21 protein-coding genes and 1 other RNA gene are annotated in these 21,495 nt (G+C 62.1%); 12 read left to right on the top strand and 10 right to left on the bottom strand.

All coding sequences use genetic code 11. The features are described from left to right. Window positions 1-92: 92 nt before the first annotated feature. Together ABDZ98_RS13995 and ABDZ98_RS13990 are read right to left on the bottom strand one after the other, a co-directional pair. On the bottom strand, window positions 93-1,688 hold the full coding sequence (locus tag ABDZ98_RS13995) for an amidase (protein WP_160591377.1): 1,596 nt from the start codon (window positions 1,686-1,688) through the stop codon (window positions 93-95). Between the two features lie 40 nt (window positions 1,689-1,728). After that, the gene (locus ABDZ98_RS13990) at window positions 1,729-3,882 is read right to left on the bottom strand and encodes a TonB-dependent receptor plug domain-containing protein (RefSeq protein WP_160591375.1); all 2,154 of its coding nucleotides are present in this window, start codon (window positions 3,880-3,882) and stop codon (window positions 1,729-1,731) included. Between the two features lie 228 nt (window positions 3,883-4,110). Between ABDZ98_RS13990 and ABDZ98_RS13985 the strand changes: the two genes are divergently transcribed. The 3 genes from ABDZ98_RS13985 to clpX all read left to right on the top strand — a co-directional run bounded on the left by ABDZ98_RS13985 (window position 4,111) and on the right by clpX (window position 7,469). Beyond that, window positions 4,111-4,794, top strand: a complete 684-nt coding sequence (locus ABDZ98_RS13985) for an ATP-dependent Clp protease proteolytic subunit (protein WP_160591372.1) — start codon at window positions 4,111-4,113, stop codon at window positions 4,792-4,794. Window positions 4,795-4,849: 55 nt separating this feature from the next. Further along, window positions 4,850-5,974: an acyltransferase family protein gene (locus ABDZ98_RS13980; protein ID WP_160591370.1), complete on the top strand. Its 1,125-nt coding sequence runs from the start codon at window positions 4,850-4,852 to the stop codon at window positions 5,972-5,974. Window positions 5,975-6,203: 229 nt separating this feature from the next. After that, entirely contained in the window at window positions 6,204-7,469 is a 1,266-nt protein-coding gene (gene clpX / locus ABDZ98_RS13975; RefSeq protein WP_160591368.1) for an ATP-dependent Clp protease ATP-binding subunit ClpX, read from the top strand. 189 nt (window positions 7,470-7,658) lie between these two features. Here clpX and ABDZ98_RS13970 read toward each other — a convergent pair whose 3' ends face one another. The 4 genes from ABDZ98_RS13970 to ABDZ98_RS13955 form a co-directional block, all read right to left on the bottom strand. Further along, window positions 7,659-8,636, bottom strand: a complete 978-nt coding sequence (locus tag ABDZ98_RS13970; RefSeq protein ID WP_160591366.1) for a cation diffusion facilitator family transporter — start codon at window positions 8,634-8,636, stop codon at window positions 7,659-7,661. A 4-nt stretch (window positions 8,637-8,640) separates the two neighbouring features. After that, window positions 8,641-9,312, bottom strand: a complete 672-nt coding sequence (gene mtgA, locus ABDZ98_RS13965) for a monofunctional biosynthetic peptidoglycan transglycosylase (RefSeq protein ID WP_160591364.1) — start codon at window positions 9,310-9,312, stop codon at window positions 8,641-8,643. A gap of 43 nt (window positions 9,313-9,355) precedes the next feature. Further along, a complete protein-coding gene (gene rpoH, locus ABDZ98_RS13960) occupies window positions 9,356-10,261 on the bottom strand; it encodes an RNA polymerase sigma factor RpoH (protein WP_337190195.1) in 906 nt (301 codons plus the stop codon). A gap of 123 nt (window positions 10,262-10,384) precedes the next feature. Then, on the bottom strand, window positions 10,385-11,350 hold the full coding sequence (locus tag ABDZ98_RS13955) for an RluA family pseudouridine synthase (RefSeq protein ID WP_160591360.1): 966 nt from the start codon (window positions 11,348-11,350) through the stop codon (window positions 10,385-10,387). Window positions 11,351-11,489: 139 nt separating this feature from the next. On the opposite strand from ABDZ98_RS13955, the gene ABDZ98_RS13950 reads away from it, so the two are divergent. The 5 genes from ABDZ98_RS13950 to rnpB all read left to right on the top strand — a co-directional run bounded on the left by ABDZ98_RS13950 (window position 11,490) and on the right by rnpB (window position 15,542). Further along, window positions 11,490-13,118, top strand: coding sequence for a peptide ABC transporter substrate-binding protein (locus ABDZ98_RS13950; RefSeq protein ID WP_160591358.1), 1,629 nt, complete (start codon window positions 11,490-11,492; stop codon window positions 13,116-13,118). A gap of 49 nt (window positions 13,119-13,167) precedes the next feature. Next, window positions 13,168-13,554, top strand: a complete 387-nt coding sequence (locus ABDZ98_RS13945) for a M67 family metallopeptidase (RefSeq protein WP_343809035.1) — start codon at window positions 13,168-13,170, stop codon at window positions 13,552-13,554. 185 nt (window positions 13,555-13,739) lie between these two features. Beyond that, entirely contained in the window at window positions 13,740-14,390 is a 651-nt protein-coding gene (locus tag ABDZ98_RS13940; RefSeq protein ID WP_160591354.1) for a histidine phosphotransferase family protein, read from the top strand. A gap of 10 nt (window positions 14,391-14,400) precedes the next feature. Beyond that, a complete protein-coding gene (locus ABDZ98_RS13935) occupies window positions 14,401-15,108 on the top strand; it encodes an N-acetylmuramoyl-L-alanine amidase (RefSeq protein ID WP_160591352.1) in 708 nt (235 codons plus the stop codon). A gap of 6 nt (window positions 15,109-15,114) precedes the next feature. After that, window positions 15,115-15,542, top strand: an RNA gene (gene rnpB / locus ABDZ98_RS13930) — RNase P RNA component class A. 39 nt (window positions 15,543-15,581) lie between these two features. On the opposite strand, the gene ABDZ98_RS13925 is transcribed toward rnpB, so the two are convergent. After that, window positions 15,582-16,388: a metallophosphoesterase family protein gene (locus ABDZ98_RS13925; RefSeq protein WP_160591764.1), complete on the bottom strand. Its 807-nt coding sequence runs from the start codon at window positions 16,386-16,388 to the stop codon at window positions 15,582-15,584. A 283-nt stretch (window positions 16,389-16,671) separates the two neighbouring features. Here ABDZ98_RS13925 and ABDZ98_RS13920 point away from each other — a divergent pair, with 283 nt between their 5' ends. After that, a complete protein-coding gene (locus ABDZ98_RS13920) occupies window positions 16,672-17,406 on the top strand; it encodes a TorF family putative porin (protein ID WP_160591350.1) in 735 nt (244 codons plus the stop codon). A gap of 98 nt (window positions 17,407-17,504) precedes the next feature. On the opposite strand, the gene ABDZ98_RS13915 is transcribed toward ABDZ98_RS13920, so the two are convergent. Next, window positions 17,505-18,170 (bottom strand): SIMPL domain-containing protein, encoded by a 666-nt coding sequence (locus ABDZ98_RS13915; protein WP_237437498.1) that lies wholly within the window; start codon window positions 18,168-18,170, stop codon window positions 17,505-17,507. A 182-nt stretch (window positions 18,171-18,352) separates the two neighbouring features. Between ABDZ98_RS13915 and ABDZ98_RS13910 the strand changes: the two genes are divergently transcribed. The 3 genes from ABDZ98_RS13910 (at window position 18,353) to ABDZ98_RS13900 (ending at window position 20,587) form a co-directional block, all read left to right on the top strand. Continuing rightward, window positions 18,353-18,793 (top strand): VOC family protein, encoded by a 441-nt coding sequence (locus tag ABDZ98_RS13910; protein ID WP_160591762.1) that lies wholly within the window; start codon window positions 18,353-18,355, stop codon window positions 18,791-18,793. 46 nt (window positions 18,794-18,839) lie between these two features. Continuing rightward, window positions 18,840-20,294: a ribosome biogenesis GTPase Der gene (gene der / locus ABDZ98_RS13905; protein WP_237437481.1), complete on the top strand. Its 1,455-nt coding sequence runs from the start codon at window positions 18,840-18,842 to the stop codon at window positions 20,292-20,294. A gap of 86 nt (window positions 20,295-20,380) precedes the next feature. Next, window positions 20,381-20,587, top strand: a complete 207-nt coding sequence (locus ABDZ98_RS13900) for a hypothetical protein (RefSeq protein ID WP_160591345.1) — start codon at window positions 20,381-20,383, stop codon at window positions 20,585-20,587. 32 nt (window positions 20,588-20,619) lie between these two features. On the opposite strand, the gene bfr is transcribed toward ABDZ98_RS13900, so the two are convergent. Next, on the bottom strand, window positions 20,620-21,111 hold the full coding sequence (bfr, locus tag ABDZ98_RS13895) for a bacterioferritin (RefSeq protein WP_160591343.1): 492 nt from the start codon (window positions 21,109-21,111) through the stop codon (window positions 20,620-20,622). A gap of 127 nt (window positions 21,112-21,238) precedes the next feature. Beyond that, entirely contained in the window at window positions 21,239-21,430 is a 192-nt protein-coding gene (locus ABDZ98_RS13890; RefSeq protein ID WP_160591341.1) for a (2Fe-2S)-binding protein, read from the bottom strand. Window positions 21,431-21,495 lie beyond the last annotated feature (65 nt).

Raw genomic sequence — 21,495 nt, 5'->3', positions numbered from 1 at the left:
CAAGCGCGCAGATCCATCCGTTGATTATGTCCAGTTTCGCTAGACGCAATCAACTGGACGAACAACATAGCAAATGTATCAAACTGTGTCGCTCAGTTTGGCTGCCAGGGCTGAAAAGAAGGCTGCGGCAGGGTAACGCTGCGCGCCCTTTCATAGGCCGCACCCGCCTGCAAAACCGCGGCATCGCGCCATTTTGCGCCGATGAAGGACAGGCCCACCGGGAGCCGCTCCACAGCGCCCATCGGCACGGTCAGGTGCGGATATCCGGCGATTGCGGCCAGGCTGCCCGCGCCAATTCCGGGCGCGAAATGGTCTCCAAGCACCAGGTCGATCGGCCATGCAGGGCCTTCGGTGGGGGCGATCAGGAAGGCGACATCATGCTGCGCCAGCAGCCGGTCTATCCCTTCAGGGCCAGCCAGATTGAAGCTGGTTGCACGCGCCGCCTCATAGGCCGCGCGGTCCGTGGTCTGTTCCGAAAGTTCGAAGATGTCCTGCCCGAACCAGCGCAATTCCTGATCGGCATGGGCGGTGTTGAAGGCGATCACATCGGCCAGCGAGCGCACCGGAATATCGGCAGGCGAGCCTTGCAGATAGGCGTTCAGATCCTCGCGCAGCTCATACAGCAGCACGCCATATTCATTCATCCCCATGCTTTCATCGGGCGTGAAATCCACGTCCACCAGCACTGCGCCCGCCGCTTCCAGATCGCGCAATGCCTGTTCGAACACCGCCGCAACCGCCGCATTGCCGCCAATCTGGTTGCGCATCACGCCCAGCCGCACGCCCTGGAGGGATGCGGTTTGCAGGCCCTGAGTGAAATCGGTGACATGCTCATCCGCATCCTGCGTTGCGGGATCGAGCGGATCACTGCCGGCAATCGCGGCCAGCAGCAGCGCTGCATCGCGGACATTGCTGGCCATTGGTCCTGCGGTGTCCTGCGAGTGGCTGATCGGCACCACATGGGTGCGGCTGACCATGCCCACGGTGGGCTTGAAGCCGACAATGCCGTTTACGCTGGCCGGGCAGGTGATCGATCCGTCGGTCTCCGTGCCGATGGCCGCCCAGGAAAAGCCCGCCGCCACCGCCGCGCCGCTGCCCGCGGATGATCCGCAGGTGTTGCGGTCAGTCGCATGCGGATTGCGCGTCTGCCCGCCCACCGCGCTCCACCCGCTGGAGGAGGTGGTGCTGCGAATATTGGCCCATTCGGACAGGTTGGTCTTGCCCAGCACCACCCCGCCCGCGCGGCGCAGATTGGCGATCAATGGAGCATCGCGGCCAGTGTTGTTGTTTGCCAGGGCCAGCGACCCGGCGGTGGTGGGGAATTCACGCGTTTCGATATTGTCCTTCACCAGCACGGTGCGGCCCTGAAGCAAGCCATCGCCAGCGGAAGCCGCGCGCGCCGCTTCGCCAGCATCGGGATTGACCACGATGACCGCAGCCAGCATCACCCCGGCATCGTCACGGCGCGCAATCCGCTCCAGCTGGGTGCTGGCATCGAGCGCGGCCTGATCTGCGCGCATCTCGCTGGTGGGTATGCGTTGATCGGCAATGACGATTGTCTCGCGCTGCTGTGCTTGCAACGGAACGGCGATGAGGGCGCTGGCGGCGAGCAATGCGGTGGCCAGCGCGACGGGCAGCGCGGCGGGCAGAGCAGCGGGCAGAGCGGCGGGCGGGGGAGCATGTTTCATGGCACTTTCCTGCGCCACGAAGTGATCTGACGCAATACCGCTAAAAATCACCCGTCAGCTGAAAGCGGAAGATCGGCTGCACCGACAGGTTGCGATATTCGTGGAACAGCACCGGCGTGCGGTCACGGTAGCCCGCATAGACCGTGCGCTGGAATCGTGCACTTCCTCCTGTCAGGTTGAACACCTGGAAATTGGCAGTCATGCCCAGCACGTCCTTATGTTCGATAAAGGCATAGGTGTAGGCGGGGCCTTCATCGTCGCGGCCCACTTCGCCAAGACGGTAGAAAGGCAGGGTGTGATTGTAACTTACCCCTGCACCCCAGGCCCAGTCGCTGCCGGGGATATCATGCCGCAGGTTAAGCTCCAGCTGGACATTGGTCTGGCCGCTGAACGGGCGCGCAATGCCGGTCAGCGGATCGGACAGGCTACTGTCGGTATAGACCACCACACTATCCAGCTTGGCCCCGTTCCAGCCCATCTGCGCCAGCTCGAACGTGGATCGCCAGTCAATGCTATAGCGCCGGGCGGAGGGGATATTGCCGCTTGCCTCCAGCCCGCCGGGCAGCGGGATGATTTCCACCAGATCCTCAAACCAGCGGCCATAGATCTTCAGCGTGGTGGAACCCCACGGCCCCAGATCCTTGTCGATCTCCAGATCCGCTTCCCACACCTGCGGCGGTACAAGCTGCACATTGCCAGCATTCTGGTTGTTCTGGTTGAGCGAGACGCTGGAAAGGAAATCGCCGAATGACAGCTGGCGCACTTCGCGGGCCATTTTGAACGAGACGTCCAGCCCGTCCTCAACCACCCAGGCCAGCGTGGCCGAACCCTTGGGCCGCCAGAAGCGCCGCACCAGCCCGCCCGGCCCGCTTTGCGCCAGCGTGGAATATTCTCCGCCCACACCAACCTGCAGCGACAGGCCGCCGGTCAATGTCCGGTTATGCGTCAGGATGGTTTCATAACGGTCCTCCGTCACTCCGCCCGATCCGGTGGGAAAGGCGATCTCGACAAAGTCGCCCGACGGATCGAGATTGAACAGGCTGGCGCTGCGGTCCAGCCGGTTGAAAGCGGCCTCACCGTCCCATTGCCAGTCCCCGCCCAGCATCGCCCAGCTGTATTCGGCGCGGCCAATCCGCTCACCCGTCTCGGTCCGCGCGGTATAGCGGTTGCCGGTATCGGGGGAGCCATCGTCAAAGATGAATACCGAATCCTGGCGCACCCTGCCGCGGTCATAGCTTTCCAGCACGATCACCTTCATCCGGCCCGCACCCAGCGCGAAATCCACATCGCCGCCCAGCTCATAACCCCAGCCGCGGTTGCGGTTGTCGAAATTGCGAAAGCGGTCCACGCCGATCACCAGATCGCGGTATTCATCGTCGGAGAAATGGTTGAAGTTGCGGCTGTAGCTGGCGTTGGCGTTGACGATGGTGCCGCCCGCGCTGGTCCATTTGCCGCGCGCGGAAAGTTGCGGGAAATCGCCGACAAAGCGGATCGCCGCATCGCGGTTTTCGATGATATTGCCCGCAGCATCGCTGATCGTGGCGAGGCCTCCGCCCCCTCCGCCGCGGCCCACGCCGTGGTTATAGGCCACGGTCCATTCGTGATTTTCCCCCGATCCGCTGACCGACACCGATCCGCCGAAATAACTCGGCTCGGCATAGCGGGGCCGGGCGGTGGCGCGATATTCGAACTGGCCGCTGATCGCACCGGGACTGGTCACCACGTTGGCCACCTGGCCAGACAGGCCGGGAATGGCCAGGCTGGCGGCATCGACAATCTCGATCCGTTCCACCCGGTCGATGGAAATCTGCCGCAACTGGTCAAAAATCCCGTCAGACTTGCTGGAAATCCGCGCACCATTGACCAGCACGTTGGCGCTGGCCTGGCCCAGCCCGCGCTGGCCATCGTCACCGCGAATGGAAAAGCCGGGCACTTGCTGCAACATGTCGAGCGCATTGCGCGGGGCAAAACGGGCGAAGTCCTGTGGCACGTAAACCATGCCGCCAAGCGCCAGCACCTGCTGGACCGCGTCGGCGCTGGAGTCGGCACTGGCGTCGGCGCTGGCGTCGGCGCTGGCGTCTTCGCCGTTCTCTCCGCCAGCAGGGGCTTCCTCAGCCTCCTGCGCGCTGACCGCCAGTGGCGTCCCGCCCATGGCCAGACTGGCCCCCGCCAGCAAGGCTGCAATATCCCGCAAACTGATCCCCTCCCCACGACCACATCTGTGATCATACCGGGTGGTAGCCGCAATCCGCCGTGTCACAGACTGGATTCGACGGGGCGCTTACCGTGCACGATGAACCGCTGTTCCCGTGTCCCGAACAGCGGATATTGTCAGGCGGATGGGGGAGAAGCGCGCAAGCCCCTTGAACATCAGGTGAGCACGCGCGACATAGGTTTCGCAATTCAATCTGAGAGGACATCCATGTTCGACCCGTTCGGCGATAACAACGACCGCTTCACCACCGATCCCATTACCGGCCAGCTGATCCCGGTGGTGGTGGAATCGACCAGCCGGGGTGAGCGCAGCTTCGACATTTTCAGCCGCCTTCTGCGTGAACGGATCGTGTTCGTCACCGGACAGGTGGAGGACAACATGGCCAGCGTCATCGTTGCCCAGCTGCTGTTCCTGGAGAGCGAGAACAGCCAGGATATTTCCATGTACATCAACTCGCCCGGCGGCGTGGTGACGGCCGGCATGGCGATCCATGACACCATGCAATACATCAAGCCCAAGGTACGCACCGTGTGCGTTGGCCAGGCGGCATCGATGGGCAGCTTCCTGCTGGCAGCGGGTGAACCAGGCATGCGCGTGGCACTGCCCAATGCCCGCATCATGGTGCACCAGCCCAGCGGCGGCGCACGCGGCATGGCCTCCGATATCGAGATTCAGGCGCGCGAGATTCTGCGCATCCGCAGCCGGATGAACGATCTTTACGTCAAATATACCGGCCAGAGCCTGACCGATATCGAGAATGCGATGGACCGTGACACCTTCCTGGAAGCGGAAGAAGCGCTGAAATTCGGCATTGTCGACAAGGTCTTCGCGCATCGTCCCAAGGGTGAAAATCCCGATGAGCCAGAGGGCACCGGCGGCGCGCCTGAATAAGCATGTGGTGGGGGGCTGCCAGCATTCTTGCTGACATGATAACGAGGGCAGGGGCATGACCGGTCTGGCAAAGCCCGCTGGCAACAGCGGCGCCACCGGTCTGGCCTCCCGCCTGTTCCCCCCGCTGGCCGGCGCGCCCGGCGAAATCGCCACTATCCAGTACCTGCGCGGCTTTGCTGCGGTGCTGGTGCTGTTGTACCACCTCTCGCAGCAATGGGCGCCTGTTGGCGGCATTCCGGCGCTGGAAGTGATGCGTTCGGGCGTGGACGTATTCTTCGTGATCAGCGGCTTCGTGATGGTCTGGTCGACCGACAAGGGCAGCCGGCTGAGCGCGGGCACATTCATGGCCCGCCGCATCGCCCGCGTTGCCCCGCTGTACTGGGTGATCACCAGCGCGGTGGTGCTGGTGCTGCTGCTGGCACCCGGCGCCATCGGCTGGACCGGCACCAACATCTGGCACATAATCGCATCCTACCTTTTCCTGCCGGCGGTGAACCCGCTGATCGGCGCGATCTATCCGGTGGTGCCGCTGGGCTGGACGCTGCTGTTCGAAATGTTCTTCTACGCCATGTTCGCGCTGGCCATCCTGCTGGGCGGACGGGTTCCGCGCCGGGTGATGGCGATCCTGATCACCTCCATGCTGGCGCTGGTGGCGCTGGGCAAGGCGGTGGCTCTGCCCGTGGCGCTGGCCTTCTATGCCCGGCCAATCCTGCTGGAATTCGTGTTCGGCGTGATCGTGGGTCTGGTGTTCAAGGGACCGATCCTCCCGGGAGGAGCACGCTCCCACCTGCCCTATTACGTGATCGCCTTTGCCGGGCTGTTCCTGCTGCTGTTCCTGCCTGATATGCCCAATTCCTGGCGCGCGTTGCGCTTTGGCATTCCATCGGCGCTGATGGTGTATGGCTTTGTCCACATCCAGGCGGCCCCCAGCGCGCTGTGGCACCGCATGGGGGACATGTCATACTCTCTCTACCTGATTCATTATCCGATCGTGGTGGCGTTCGGCGCGGCCTGGCATGGCGCATTTTCGCAATACGGACTGCCGGCCTATGCGCTGTTCATGGCCGCAGGCACCGCTATCTCCCTGATTTTCGGATATTTGTGCTGGCTGCTGGTTGAACTTCCGCTGATAGACAGCGCCCGCCGCCGCCTGCGCAGGCCCACCGCCGCCCCAGCTTAATTGCGCAGGATTTGCGTCCGGGACTGGAAGAAAGCGGCACACATCCTATTTTATCATTTCAACCAGCCGCATGGACTGTAGCATTTTGGCAACCCTGTCCCTTCAGGCGGGATCAAGGCGGGGGATATAGGGTACATGCGATTGATATTGTTTCGGCCAGCTATACATTGGCGTGGCTGATTCCTGCGTCTGTCATCACAACATGCGGGGCAGCGCATAAGGCGAGGTTATGACCAAATTGAGCGGATCCGATAGCAAGAGCACCCTGTACTGCAGCTTCTGCGGTAAGTCCCAGCACGAGGTGCGCAAGCTTATCGCCGGCCCAACCGTGTTCATCTGCGATGAATGCGTGGAGCTGTGCAACGACATTATCCGTGAGGAAGCCAAGGGTGGAATCGCGGGCAAGAAGGATGGCGAGATCGCCACTCCGCACGAGATTTGTGACAAGCTGAACGATTATGTGATCGGCCAGGAACGCGCCAAGCGCGTGCTCTCCGTCGCCGTGCACAATCACTACAAGCGCCTGAAGCACGCCGGGAAATCGGGCGATGTGGAACTGGCCAAGTCCAACATCCTGCTGATCGGCCCCACGGGTTCGGGCAAGACGCTGCTGGCCCAGACGCTGGCGCGCACGTTCGACGTGCCCTTCACCATGGCCGATGCCACCACGCTGACCGAGGCTGGCTACGTGGGTGAGGACGTGGAAAACATCATCCTCAAGCTGCTCCAGTCGTCCGACTACAATGTCGAGAAGGCGCAGCACGGCATCGTCTATATTGACGAGATCGACAAGATCACCCGCAAGGCGGAAAACCCCTCCATCACGCGCGACGTATCGGGCGAAGGCGTGCAGCAGGCTTTGCTCAAGCTGATGGAAGGCACCACCGCCAGCGTTCCCCCGCAGGGCGGGCGCAAGCATCCGCAGCAGGAATTCCTGCAGGTGGACACCACCAACATCCTGTTCATCTGTGGCGGTGCCTTTGCCGGCCTGGAAAAGATCATCGGTGACCGCCTGCAAAAGCGTTCGATCGGTTTTGGCGCCCATGTGGAAGATCCCACCAAGGCCAAGATCGGCGAAATGCTGCAAAAGTGCGAACCCGAAGATCTGCTGAAATTCGGCCTGATCCCGGAATTCGTCGGCCGCCTGCCGGTGATCGCCACCCTGCACGATCTTGATGTCGATGCTCTGGTGACGATCCTGAGCGAGCCGAAGAACGCGCTGGCCAAGCAATATATGAAGCTGTTCGAGCTGGAAGACGTGGAGCTGACCTTCACCGAAGAGGCCCTGCGCGCGATTGCCGAGAAGGCGCTGAAGCGCAAGACCGGTGCTCGTGGCCTTCGCTCCATCGTCGAAAGCATTCTGCTCGATACCATGTTCGACCTGCCCAGCATGGAAGGCGTGACCGAAGTCGTCGTCGATGCAGACGTGATCGCGGGCCGCAAGGAACCCGTGCGCGTGGTCGGCAATGAGAAGAAGAAGGAAGAAGCGGCCTAGGTCGTTTGAGCCGAACTGACGTTCGGCCCCCTCAGATACTGGACGCGGCCCATCAGGGCTGTCTGGCTTGCGGGCTGCCTTCGGGCGGCCCGTTTGCTTTTGGCGCAATGCACGATCTGAAGGACCATGTTTACATTGTCTCCGGGTCCAGTTCCTGCCTGGATGCGGCAACCGCCCGGCGCGTAGCGATCAGTCGCAGCCCACCGCGCATTCCTCTGCCCGGCCCGTCTCCACCTGCACGGTTGCATGGCCGATGTGGAAGCGGTGTTCCAGTTCATGCGCCACCTCGTGCAGGAAGCCATCGCCGGGATGGCCGCCGGGCATGCACACATGCGCCGTCAGCGCGGTCTCGGTCGTGCTCATCGGCCAGATGTGCAGGTCATGCACCGTCTCCACCCCTGCAAGGCCGGACAGATAGGCGCGCACATCGCTCTCGCTGATGCCATCGGGAACGGCCAGCAGGCCCATCTTCACACTGTCCTTCAGCAGGCCCCAGGTGCCCCATGCGATCACCGCCACGATCACCAGGCTGACGATCGGATCGATCAGCACCGCGCCTGTCATCACGATGGCCACGCCGGCAACCACCACGCCCACGCTGACCAGCGCATCGGCGGCCATATGCAGGAAGGCCCCGCGAATATTGATGTCATGCTTGCGCCCGCGCATGAACATCAGCGCGGTGGCGGTGTTGATGACGATGCCGATGCCCGCCACCCAGACCATGGTCCAGCCCTCCACGTCCGCCGGCACGATCAGGCGGTGCATGGTCTCGAACAGAATGGCGCCAATGGTGATCACCAGCAGCGTGGCATTGGCCAGCGCGGCGAGAATGGTCGAGCTTTTGAGGCCGTAGGTAAAACGCGCAGTGGCAGGCTTTCTGGCCGCGACGCTGGCCGCCCAGGCGATCAGCAGAGCCAGCACGTCTGACAGATTGTGGCCCGCATCGGCGATCAGCGCCATCGATCCGGACAGATAGCCGAACAGCGCCTCCACCAGCACGAAGCCGGTGTTGAGGCCCGCCCCTACGGCAAAGGCGGTGCCATAGTCGGCAGGCGCGTGGCTGTGCGCATGGCCGTGGCCGTGTGAATGCCCATGTGCATGACCGTGTGCATGACCCTCATGGTGGTCATGATCGTCATGGCTGTGAGAGTGGCCTGCGCCCATGTGCCTAGTCGTAGACGCAAGCGTCGAGGCCGTCACGCCTCACCACACCGATGCGCGCCTCTATCGTGTTGCCATATCGGCGGGTGAAGCCGGTGGGGTTCACCACTTCGCGCTTTTTCGGGCTGGGCAGGGCCGCGGCGATGCGGCTGGCTTCATCGCGGGAAAGGCGCGCGGCGGAATGGTCGAAATAGCGCTGCGATCCTGCCTCCACGCCGTAAGTGCCGATGCCGGTTTCCGCGACATTGAGATAGACTTCCATGATCCGGCGTTTGGTCCAGATCTTCTCGATCAGGAAGGTGAACCAGGTCTCCAGCCCTTTGCGGAACCAGCTGCCGCCCTGCCACAGGAACACGTTCTTGGCGGTCTGCTGGCTGATGGAGGATGCGCCGCGTTCGCGCGTGCCGGCGGCGCGTTCCTCCAGCGCATCCTCGATCGCTTCGACGTCGAAGCCCTCGTGGGTGCAGAACTTGCTGTCCTCCGCCGCGATCACCGCGCTCACCATGTTGCGGTCAATGCGCGAAAGCGGCTCCCAGTCGCGGGTGACGGAGTTCTCATCCATCAGCATGGTGGCGGTATAGGTCACCGGCACAAAGCGAAACAGCACCACCAGCACCAGGCTGGCGGCGATGAAGACGATGATGGATTTGGCGAGGATTCGCAGAGTTGTTATGACCATGGGCCGCCTTCTAGCGAAAGCGGCCCGGTCAATAAATGCAAGATCACGCAGCCGCGGCTGGCATCAGCCTTTCACCGGCAATGCGCTGCATCGCTTTTTGCAGCTTCTCAAACGCGCGCACCTCGATCTGGCGGATGCGTTCGCGGCTGACATCGTAAACCTGCGACAGTTCTTCCAGCGTCTGCGGATTATCCGTCAGGCGGCGTTCGGTCAGGATGTGCTTTTCGCGGTCGTTGAGCGCGCCCATCGCCTCCACCAGCATTTCGCGGCGCAGGTCTGCCTCTTCGGCCTCGGCCACCACCACGTCCTGCAGCGGACGCTCGTCCGTCAGCCAGTCCTGCCATTCGCCGGAGCCATCTTCGCCATTGCGCATGGGGACGTTGAGCGAACCATCGCCGCCCATCATCATGCGCCGGTTCATGTTGATGACTTCCTGCTCCGACACGCCCAGATCGGTGGCGATCTTGGTCACATCATCAGGGTGCAGGTCGCTGTCTTCATAGGCTTCCAGCTGCTTCTTCATCCGGCGAAGGTTGAAGAACAGCTTCTTCTGCGCGGCGGTGGTGCCCATTTTCACGAGCGACCAGGAGCGCAGGATGAATTCCTGCATGCTCGCCTTGATCCACCACATGGCATAGGTCGCCAGGCGGAAACCGCGCTCCGGCTCGAACTTCTTGACGCCCTGCATCAGGCCGACATTGCCTTCGGAAATGAGGTCGGACACCGGCAGGCCATAGCCGCGATAGCCCATGGCGATCTTGGCCACCAGGCGCAGGTGACTGGTCACCAGCTGCGCGGCGGCATCGGGATCCTCATGTTCCTTGTAGCGCATGGCGAGCATGTATTCCTGCTCTGCCGTCAGCACCGGGAATTTCTTGATTTCGGCCAGGTAGCGATTGAGGCTCTGCTCTCCGCCAAGGGCTGGCACTGAAGGTCGATTATTGCTCACTTTTTTCCCATACCTTTCTATCGTCGACCGCAATTTGCAGGCCCCTGCTGGGCACCTGACCTTCGGCGGCCACATTATTGGTTCGTCCCTTATAGCCGAACACGCTGTCAGATAGGACGCATTTCATCGATTGGAATGACTGGTTTCGTCGATCAGTTCCCGCATATCTGCCGGCAATTCGCTGCTGAATCGCAAGAAGTTACCGTTAACGGGGTGATTAAACCCCAGAATCGCCGCGTGCAGGGCCTGGCGGTTGAACTCCAGGCGTTTGAGAACAGGGCGAATCTGCGCATTTGCTCGGCCATAGACAGGGTCTCCCAATAGCGCATGACCGATTGACGCAAGGTGAACCCTGACCTGGTGGGTCCTGCCTGTTTCCAGCCGGCATTCGATCAGCGCGCAGCCATCCAGCCGTTTCAGGGTCTTGTAATGCGTAACCGCGTGTTTCCCGCGCGAGGAATCGGAGGACAGGACCGCCATTTTCTTGCGGTTGGCGTCGCTGCGCCCGATTCGCGCATCAATCGTGCCCGCTGGCGGCACGGGATGGCCGCTGCACACCGCCAGATAGGCGCGTTCGAGCGAGTGATCGGCGAATTGCCGCGCCAGCCCCTCATGCGCGGCGTCGCTTTTGGCCACCACCAGCAGGCCCGATGTATCCTTGTCGATCCGGTGGACGATGCCGGGCCGTGCCACGCCGCCAATTCCGGCCAGCTGACCGCCGCCCTTCACCGCGCAATGATGCAGCAGCGCGTTGACCAGAGTGCCGTCCGGATTGCCCGCCGCCGGGTGGACCACCATGCCAGCAGGCTTGTCCACCACGATCAGGTGCTCATCCTCATACACCACGGTGATGGGGATATCCTGTGGAAGAGCCTGTGGACTATCCAGGGGCGGAATGTGGACAGAAAAGCTCAAGCCCGCTTGAACCTTGGCGGAAGCGCTGGAAGCAGCCTTGCCGCCCACTTCCACCTTTCCCTCTGATATCAGCGCCTTGACCCGTTCGCGCGACAGATCGGTCACTTCGGCCAGCGCCTTGTCCAGCCGGCCGGCGGTGGTGATCGTGCCCGTGATGGTTTTTTCGCGCTCCATGCGGGCGATGTGGCCGAGCGTGCCCCGTCTGACAAGTATCGCGGCCACAGCTGCCCTCTCTCGCCTTGCGCCCCGTGCGCATCGGTGCGAGCGTATGTCATCCGGGGACTGTATAGCGCGACTGAGGGGAAATGGTCACATGATTGCTGCATTCAGGACATTCGCGAATCTTGCCACGATTTTCGCCGCCGCGCTGGCGCTGGCGGCCTGCGGATCGGGCGAACGCGAAACGGACCGCGCGGCGGCAGAGGGCATTATCCTGATCGGCAACGGCGGGGAGCCGCAGACGCTGGACCCGCATCTGGCAACGGGCAATCCCGAAGCGCACATACTGAACGAGATGTTCGAAGGCCTGACCGTGGCCAATCCGGACGATCCGGCAACCCCCGCCCCCGGCGTGGCGGAAAGCTGGGAGCATGACGGCAGCTTCACCAGCTGGACCTTCCACCTGCGTGACAACGCCACATGGACCAATGGCGATCCGGTGGTGGCGGGGGATTTCCTCTATGCCTGGCAGCGGGTCCTCAGCCCCGAACTGGGCGCGCAGGACAGCAGCGCCTTCTATTTCATCCGCAATGCAGAGCCGTTCAATCTTGGCCAGATCAGCGATTTTTCGCAGGTTGGCGTCCGCGCGCCCGATGATCGCACGCTGGTGGTGGACCTGATCCGCCCCGTCCCCACATTCCCGTTCCTGACCTCTGCGCCCATCATGTCACCACTGTCGCAGCGCGCGGTGGAGGCGCACGGCACGATGACCGACCGCCAGAACCCGTGGGCAACGCTGGAGAACTTCGTCACCAATGGTCCGTTCATGATGAAGGCGTGGACCGTCAACCAGATGATCGAGCTGGAGAAGAACCCCGATTACTGGGATGCCGCCAATGTCCGGCTCAATGGCGCGCGTTTCTTCCCGGTCGACAATGTCGGGACCGAGGAAAACCTGTTCCAGGACGGGCGGCTGCATGTGACCGGCACGATCCCGCCGGACAAGATTCCCGGCTATCGTGACCGGCAGGCGCCGGAACTGGTCAGCGATCCGATGCTGGCCCCCTATTTCTATTATGTGAATGTCGAGCGGCCCCCGCTGGACAACGTGCTGGTCCGCCGGGCGCTGTCGCTGGCGATAGACCGGCAGATGCTGGTGGACCGCGTGGTTCAGGGCGGGCAATTGCCGGCGGGCGGATACATGCCCCCCGGCTATCCCGATTATCAGGCAGCGCCGCCCATCGCCGTTCATGTGGAGGAAGCGCGCCGCTTGCTGGCCGAAGCAGGCTATCCCGGCGGAGAGGGCTTTCCGCGCTTTGAAATCCTCATCAACACCAGCGAGGCGCACCGCAAGATTGCCGAAGCCCTGCAGGAGATGTGGCGCACCAATCTGGGCATCGATGTGGGCATTTATAATCAGGAATGGCGCGTCTATCTGGATGCCCTGCTGGGCAGCGATTTTGCCCTCGCCCGCGCCAGTCTGGTGATGACCGATCCCGATATCTATTCTCCGCTGGAAGCCTTCACCACCGATGGATCGCGCAATATGGGCAAGTGGAAAAATCCCCGGTTCAACCAGCTGATGGATCAGGCAGAGGGGGAGACCGACATTCCCCGGCGCAACGCGCTGTTGCAGCAGGCCGAACAGGTGATGATAGAGGACCTGCCGATCATCCCCATCTATTGGGGCCGGCAGAACTATCTGCTCGATCCGCAGGTCAGGGGGTGGGTGCCCAACATCTATTCCCGCCATCCGCTCAAGCATGTCTATTTCGAAAACTGACGCGAAGGCTGTGGCAGGCCCAGCGCCCAGCCCAGTTTCCTGCGTACAGGTGACGCAAGAGGCGCTGGCGCTGATGCTGGCCGAAGCCGCCCGCGCTGCGCCGCATGAATGCTGCGGCATCTTGCTGGGCGCGGGCAATCATGTGCGCACCGCGCGTCCTGCCGCCAATATCGATCCATCGCCGCACAGCCGTTTCGAAATCGACCCGCAGGCGCTGGTGGATGCGCACCGCGCCGCGCGGGCGGGCGGGCCGCAGGTGCTGGGATATTACCATTCTCACCCTGGCGGCCCTCCCCGCCCCTCTGCCACCGATGCGGCGATGGCGGGCGGCGACGGACGCATCTGGGCGATTATCGGCCACAATGGCGATGTAATGTTCTGGCGCGACGGTGAATCGGGCTTCGCGGAGCTTTCATACCAACGCGTGCAAGGCTAAGGCGTGCAGCGAAGCATTGGCGGGAGAGGCAGGAATTTTGTCTTTCCGCGCTGCTTCGGGAAAAGTGTCACCTTGCCCGCAACCAGTCAAAATCCTGTTTCTAATGGGTTTTTGAGATCGTCAGCAGGGTTACACACTGTCACTTGTGTCACCTTGCGCATTCATACTACAGTCCAGGATCCTGAATGACTTCTTCACTCGACCTTGCCGCCCTGCTGTGTTCGCGCCTGTGCCACGATCTGCTCAGCCCGGTCGGCGCGCTCAACAATGGCCTGGAACTTCTCGCTGACGAGAAGGACCCGGACATGCGCCAGCGCTGCCTCGAACTGCTGGAACAGAGCGCACGGATCAGTGCCGACAAGCTAAAGTTCTTCCGCCTGGCGTTTGGCGCGGCCGGCGGATTTGGCGAAATGGTCCCCAGCGAAGAACCCCGCCAGCTGCTGGCATCTCTGGTTGCCGCCAATGACCGGGTGGAGCTGGAATGGGCTGTGAGCGAACCCAAATTGTCCAAGCCTGCGGTCAAGGTGATGCTGAACCTTGCGGCGATGGGCCTTGATGCGCTGGTGCGCGGCGGGGTGCTGTCCGTTGGGGCGGAAACCACCAAGGGCATGACCGAGATTGCCATCCGCGCCGCCGGCAACCGCATTGCCTTTGACACCGCCATCGGCGATGCGCTGGAAGGCAAGCTTGCTGACGATGAGCTTTCCGGCCGCACGGCCCCTGCCCACATGATCCGCCTGCTCGTGGAGGAGAAGGGCGGCAAGGTGCAATATGCCAAATCGGACGAAGCGCTGGTGATGGGTGCCATGCTGCCCGCGCCAGAGCTGATCGGGTAACGATCACGCCGTGACCGACCCGCTCGTCCACAAAGAGATCGCCTCTCCCAACTGGAATGAGCGCCGGGCGCCGATCGACATGGTCGTGCTGCATTATACCGAAATGAAGCCGATCGAGAGCGCGATAGAGCGCATGTGCGACCCGGCTGCCGAAGTCAGCGCGCATTACCTGATCAGCGAACAGGGCGAAGTGATCCGCCTGGTGGCCGAGGACAAGCGCGCCTGGCACGCGGGACAATCGTTCTGGCGCGGCAATCGTGACGTCAATTCCGCCAGTATCGGCATAGAGCTGGACCATCCCGGCCACGCGCTGGGTTATCGCCCGTTTGCCGATGCGCAGATCGATGCACTGCTGCCGCTGCTGCACCGGATCATGCAGGCGCATGACATTCCGCGCGCCAATGTGGTGGCCCATTCGGACATCGCGCCTGCCCGCAAGATCGATCCCGGCGAGCTGTTTCCGTGGCACCGGCTGGCCGAATGCAAGCTGTGCCTGCCGCGCCCTCGCAAGCTGGACCTGGGCGATCCGTTTGACAATGACAGCGCCTTTTACCTGGCGCTGGAACGTTATGGCTATGACATCACCGATGGCAGCAAGGCGGTGGAAGCCTTTCAGCGCCGCTGGCGACCAGAGCAGATCGACGGGCTGATTGATGGCGAATGCCGCGCAATATTGTTTCAGCTGCTCTTGGATCGGGACCGGGGAATGGCTAGATAGGCGGTGCCAGGGGGCCGGGCAGCCGCGTTGGGGGAAACTCCGCCGAGGAAAGTCCGGGCTCCACGAAACAAGGGTGGCGGGTAACGCCCGCCCGGCGAGGGGGCTTGCTCCCGAAGCCGAGGGAAAGTGCCACAGAGAGTATACCGCCGATGGCGCCTACAGCGCACAGGCAAGGGTGAAAGGGTGCGGTAAAAGCGCACCGGGGGCCTGGTAACAGGTTCCGCATGGCAAACCCCACCCGGAGCAAGACCAAATAGGGGTCTCGCGCGAGAAGGCCGCAAGGCACGAAGGCAGGAGCGTTTCGCTCCGAGAGATCCGGGTTGGTCGCTTGAGCTGCGGAGCGATCCGCAGCCTAGATGAATGGCTGCCCCTGCAGCGCTGGTCGCAAGATACCGGTTGCAGGACAGAACCCGGCTTACAGGCCCCCTGGCACTTTATTTTTCCGGCTGACTGCTCCGCTTTTCGACCGGCGATCAGGCCGGTACGGCGCGCGGTCCGGCCTTGATGGTTCCATCTTCGGACATGGCCGCTTCCAGATAGCGGCGGCGCGATCCTTCCAGCACCAGCGCGGTCAGCCTGCCGCTGGCATAGGCGCCGGTATCGATGCCGATGCGGTTGCCCTTGTCCTCGGGCTGGTCGCTGATCGTATGGCCATGCACCACCACCGTCCCATAAGGCTCCGAGTGGGACAGGAAGGGTTCACGAATCCAGCGCAGATCCTGCGGCCGCTGTTCCGCCAGGGGCACTTCGGGATCGATCCCGGCATGGACAAACACATAATCGCCCAGCTGGATCATATCCTCGAAACTGGCGATATAGGCGAGTTCCTGCGAGGGCACGGCCTGCACCATCATCGCCTGCGCCTCTTCCACGCTGCCCGCGCCCAGCGCCTTGCGATCCACGCCATAGCTTTGCACGGTCTCGCGCCCGCCGTGGCGCATGAAATGGCGCATCATATCGGCATTGTCGAAACTCCTGAGGAACATCTCCTCATGGTTTCCGCACAGGATGCGGACGTTGCGCTGTGCCTGCCAGGCGCGCGCGCGGCGGACCACGCCTGCACTGTCCGGGCCGCGATCAACCAGATCGCCGAGAAGGATGACAGTGGTATCGGCGGTTGGCGCAAGCGCATCGTCTTCCTCAACCGCCGCGATCAGCGCCTCGAACAGGTCGAGCCGTCCGTGGATATCGCCAATGGCATAGACGCGCTGCCCCATCGGCAAGGCCGGCAGGTCGGCATCCTCTTTGCCGGACAGAAGGGATTTGATGAACTGCAACATGATCTGGTCGGCGTCCTGTAAAGACAATGCAGCAAGGCGCAAGTCGGGTCCCCGCGATAGCAGAAGTTGCGAATTTACCTGTCTCGGCGCTGAATGTGATGCGGAAAATCAACACATTTGCGGCGATTGGGGAAAATGACGCAATAAACCTTGTGCACTGCAACATCGAAGTGCAGTTAAATTGCGTGACCGCGGATACCAGCCCGACAAAACAGAGGCCGGATCGCGATCGCGCAGGTGGGACGAGGCACGAGTTTCAACCAAGCAATTGAGGAAATTGCCCATGCTTACGTCCGTTCGCAGCCTGATGGCTGCTACCGTCCTTGCCGGTTCCATTGCTGTCGCTGCTCCTGCAGCTGCACAGGATATCGGTGTAGAACTTTCCGCAAATGCTGCTGTCGTCAGCGAATATCGCTTCCGCGGTGTTGACCTCTCGGGTGGCGATATCGCTATCCAGGGTGGTATCGATGCAGCCCTGCCCGCTGGCTTCTATGTCGGCACCTGGGGTTCCTCGATCGACGAAACCACCGTCGGCTATGGCCACACCGAACTGGACGTCTACGGCGGCTGGAGCGGCAGCGTCAGCGATGCCGTTTCTTTCGATGTCGGCGTGATTGCCTATCTCTATCCGAACGCCGGCTGCTGTGATTACGACTATGTCGAATTCTACAGCTCTGTTGGTGTGACTGCCGGTCCGGCTGAAGTGACCCTGGGCGTTGCTTACGCACCCGATCAGGATTCGCTGGGCGGTACTGACAACTTCTACGTCTATTCCGATGTTGGCGTTGGCATTCCCAACACCCCGGTGTCGCTCTCCGGTCACCTCGGCTACACCGATGGTTTCCTGACCTTCACCAACAACTCCAAGGCTTTCGACTGGTCGATCGGCGCGGACGTTGCACTGGGTGAAGTGGTTTCGGTTGGCGTTGCCTATGTCGGCGCTGAGGGCGACATTGTTGCCCCGGCTTATGACTTCACCGATGACGCAGTTGTGTTCACCCTGTCCGCCAGCTTCTAAGCTCGGCTGACACGGTACAAGAATTGGGCCCGCACCGGCGACGGTGCGGGCCCTTTCTTTTGTCCGCAGCAGGTTCGCTTGCCAGCAGCAGGCGGGATCTAGCTGAGGTAGAAGTCCACCGTCGTGACCACGCGCACCTTCTTGTAGGGCGTATCGGCCACGCCCCAGCCACCGCCATCGCCATCGCGCGCATCGATAGAGAAATAGCCCTGCGTGGCCTGGCGAATTCCGCCCACGTCGGAACCGGAATCCTCGGCAAACTGCTCTGCGGAAGCGCGCGCATCACGGGTCGCCTCGGCCACCATCTCGGGCTTGATGTCATTGAGCCTGGTGTAGGTGTAGGCCATGCCCGACCCCTCCTCCAGCATCACGCCGCGCCGGACCAGATCGAACTGGCGCCGCACCGCGCGCTGGGCGCGTTCGATATCGTTGCTGCGCAGGGTCATGCGCTGGCGCACGGTGAAATTGGGCACGCCGTCCTGAGTGAAGCTGGAGACATTCACCCCAATGGGTTGCAGCGCGTCTTCAGGAAAGCCCAGTTCGGCAAAGAAGGCGGTTATGCTGGCGGTGTCGCGGTCCACGCTGGCCTGGGCGCTGGTCATGTCATTCGCGGTTGCCGAATAGGAGATGGTCCAGGTGGCCAGATCGGCCACCACTTCGCGCTCCGCCAGACCGCGCACGGTGACGGACCGGTCCGCCATCTTGGCTCTGGTCAGCCCATCGCCCAGAAGATATCCGCCAGCGATCAATCCCAGCGTCAGCATCGCGCAGGAGGCAAGCACAAGCCTGGCTGGCGGATTTCGCCAGAAAGGAGTGGCGGAGTTGGCAGGCTCTTCGCTATCTTGTGTCATCTTCAGGGTCCTCTCTGGCGCGTTGCAGACCATGCAAGATTGCAGCGCTGTCGATGAACCGTGTTTGAATAGCGATGAACGGAGTTGAATATCCCATGGTGAAATTTCTTCACAGCATGATCCGCGTGGCCGACCTTGATGCCACGCTGGACTTCTTCAAGCTCCTCGGGATCGAGGAAGTGCGCCGCAAGGAAAGCGAAAAAGGCCGCTTCACGCTGGTGTTCCTGGCCGCGCCGGGACAGGAAGACGTGGCCGAGGTGGAGCTGACCTATAACTGGCCGCCCGAAGATGGCAGCGCCGGCGAAGTCTATGGCGGCGGGCGCAATTTCGGCCACCTGGCCTATCAGGTGGAGGACATCTACCAGACCTGCCAGGCGCTCAGCGATGCAGGCGTGACCATCAACCGCCCCCCGCGTGACGGGCACATGGCCTTCATCCGCACACCGGACGGCGTATCCATCGAATTGCTGCAAAAAGATGGCTCGCTGGAGCCGCGCGAGCCTTGGGCCAGCATGGAGAATATCGGCAGCTGGTGACTTGCTGCTTGCCAAAACAAGCAGTCAACGCCACCTGACAGGCCTCATGGTACATCGCAAACTCCCCCAGGTGGTCATTATCGGCCGCCCCAATGTCGGTAAATCGACCTTGTTCAACAGGTTGATCGGCAAGAAGCTGGCGCTGGTCGACGATCAGCCCGGCGTCACTCGTGATCGCCGTTTTGGCGAAGCGGGGCTGCTGGGCCTTGAATTCGAGGCAGTCGATACTGCTGGCTGGGAGGATGACGATCCTGAAACCCTGCCCGGCCGCATGCGCATGCAGACCGAAGTCTCGCTCAAGGGAGCCGATGCCGCGCTGTTCGTTTTCGATTCGCGCGCCGGGCTGACCCCGCTGGACGAGGAGATTGGCCGCTGGCTGCGGGAGCAAAACGTGCCGGTGGTGCTGATCGCCAACAAGGCCGAAGGCAATGCCGGACAAAGCGGCATACTGGAGGCCTACTCGCTGGGCTTTGGCGAACCGATTCCGGTGTCGGCAGAGCACGGCGAAGGCATGGCTCAGCTGTATAACGCGCTCAATCCGCTGATATCGGACAAGGCCGAATGGCTCGAGATTGAGGCCGAGGCCGAAGCCGCGATTGCTGCCGATGCCAAGACCGCCGCCATCGAAGCCGCGCTGGCCGCGGGCGAGGAAGTGGAGCTGGAGGAGCACGATCCGACCGCTCCGCTCAGCCTGGCAATTGTCGGCCGTCCCAACGCAGGCAAGTCCACGCTGATCAATCGCCTGCTGGGTGAGGACCGCCTGCTGACCGGCCCCGAAGCCGGGATCACCCGCGATTCCATCGCCGTGCCGTGGGATTGGCACAATCCCAAGACCGGTGAGACGCGCGAGATCAAGCTGATCGACACCGCCGGCATGCGCAAGCGCGCCAAGGTGCAGGACAAGCTGGAACGCATGGCTGTGGCCGATGCCAAGCACGCGGTCGATTTTGCCGAGGTGGTGGTGTTGCTGCTGGATGCCACGCGCGGGCTGGAAGTGCAGGACCTCAAGATCGCCAATATCGCCCTGGAAGAAGGGCGCGCGCTGATGATCGCGATCAACAAGTGGGACGTGGCCGAAGACCCCAGCGCCCTGTTCAACGGCATTCGCGCTGCTCTGGATGAAGGCCTGGCCCAGCTGAAAGGCGTGCCCTTGCTCGCCGTGTCAGCCATCACCGGCAAGGGGCTGGACACCATGCTGGCCGCCGCTTTCGAGCTGCGCGATGCGTGGAGCAGCCGCGTTCCCACCGCAGCGCTCAACCGCTGGTTCGACAATGCACTGGGCGCCAATCCCCCGCCTGCGCCCGGCGGCAAGCGCATCAAGCTGCGCTATATTACCCAGGTCGGCACGCGCCCGCCGCGCTTCGTCATTTTCGGCACCAGGCTGGATTCCCTGCCCACCAGCTATGAACGCTATCTGCTCAACGGCATCAGGCGCGAACTGGGTTTCGGCGCAGTTCCGGTGCGACTTACCTTGAAAAGCCCCAAGAATCCGTTTGTCTGACCGAGCTGAAAGCCTCCGTTAAGCTGCACCGGCGCTATCTCCTTCGCGTGGGACCTGCCGGATGCGGCAACGAAGGAGCGGCTGTGATGAACCGATACAGGATCGAATTTTCATCCACTGGGCGTGGCGGCGAGGACAAGCTTGCCATGCAGGTGCCCGATATCCCCACCGCGCTGATCGTTGCCGAAATCAACATGACGGGCGGCTCTGCCCAATTGTGGGATGGCGAGCGCAGGATTGCCGAAATTCAGCGTCAGCCCGGCACGCGATCGGCCTTCTGGCGGGTGAGCTGACGCGCGCCAGGCACCGAACCTGAAATGCAGCCCTATTCGGAAGCGCCCTCACCGGCGGCTTTGGAATTGAGCTGGATGTAATTGGGCAGGCCCATCCGCTCTATCAGGTCGAACTGCTTTTCAAGGAAGTCGACGTGCTCTTCCTCGCTTTCGAGAATCCGCTCGAACAGTTCGCGGCTGGTATAGTCGCGCACTGTCTCGCAATGGGCGATGGCATCCTTCAGCAGGGGGATCGCTTCGTTTTCCAGCGCCAGATCGGCGCGCAGGATTTCCTCCACCGTCTCGCCAACCTTGAGCTTGTGCAGCGCCTGGAAATTGGGAAGGCCATCAAGGAACAGCACGCGATCGGCCAGCATGTCGGCATGTTTCATCTCGTCGATCGATTCGTGCCGCTCATATTCCGCCAGCTTGCTGACGCCCCAATTGTCCAGCACGCGGTAATGCAGCCAGTACTGGTTGATCGCAGTCAGCTCATTGGTGAGTGCCTGGTTGAGATATTCGATGACTTTTGCATCACCCTTCATCGGGGCCTCCCTTGATTACCTGCCTGACATTAGGCGCGAGCATTGGTCCGATGGCAAGCAAAAGCACCTGCGCGTGAGGGAAAAAACGATGGAAAACCGCGCTGTTGCGAATGCGTTTCAGGAGAGGTCAGGCGGCCACCGTGTCCGGGCGGGCGCTCTCGCGTTCCTCGAAGATCAGCTCCTCGGCCTCTTCCAGGCACTGGCCGCAATTGGGCCGCTTGCCCAAGGCCGCATAGACGCCTTCCGCATCGCCGCCGGTGCGGCGCGCCATTGTTCGCAGGTCACATTCGCGAATGGCATTGCAGATGCAGATATACATGGGCGGGCGAATCTCCGTGGTGGAGATCAGTGTTAATGCGACTTTGTTGCAATAGCAAGCCAGAT

This window comes from Alteraurantiacibacter aestuarii (genome assembly GCF_039523595.1).
Lineage (GTDB): Bacteria > Pseudomonadota > Alphaproteobacteria > Sphingomonadales > Sphingomonadaceae > Alteraurantiacibacter > Alteraurantiacibacter aestuarii.
The sequence above is the reverse complement of the archived record's forward strand: the minus strand, read 5'-3'. Positions and strand labels throughout refer to the sequence as shown.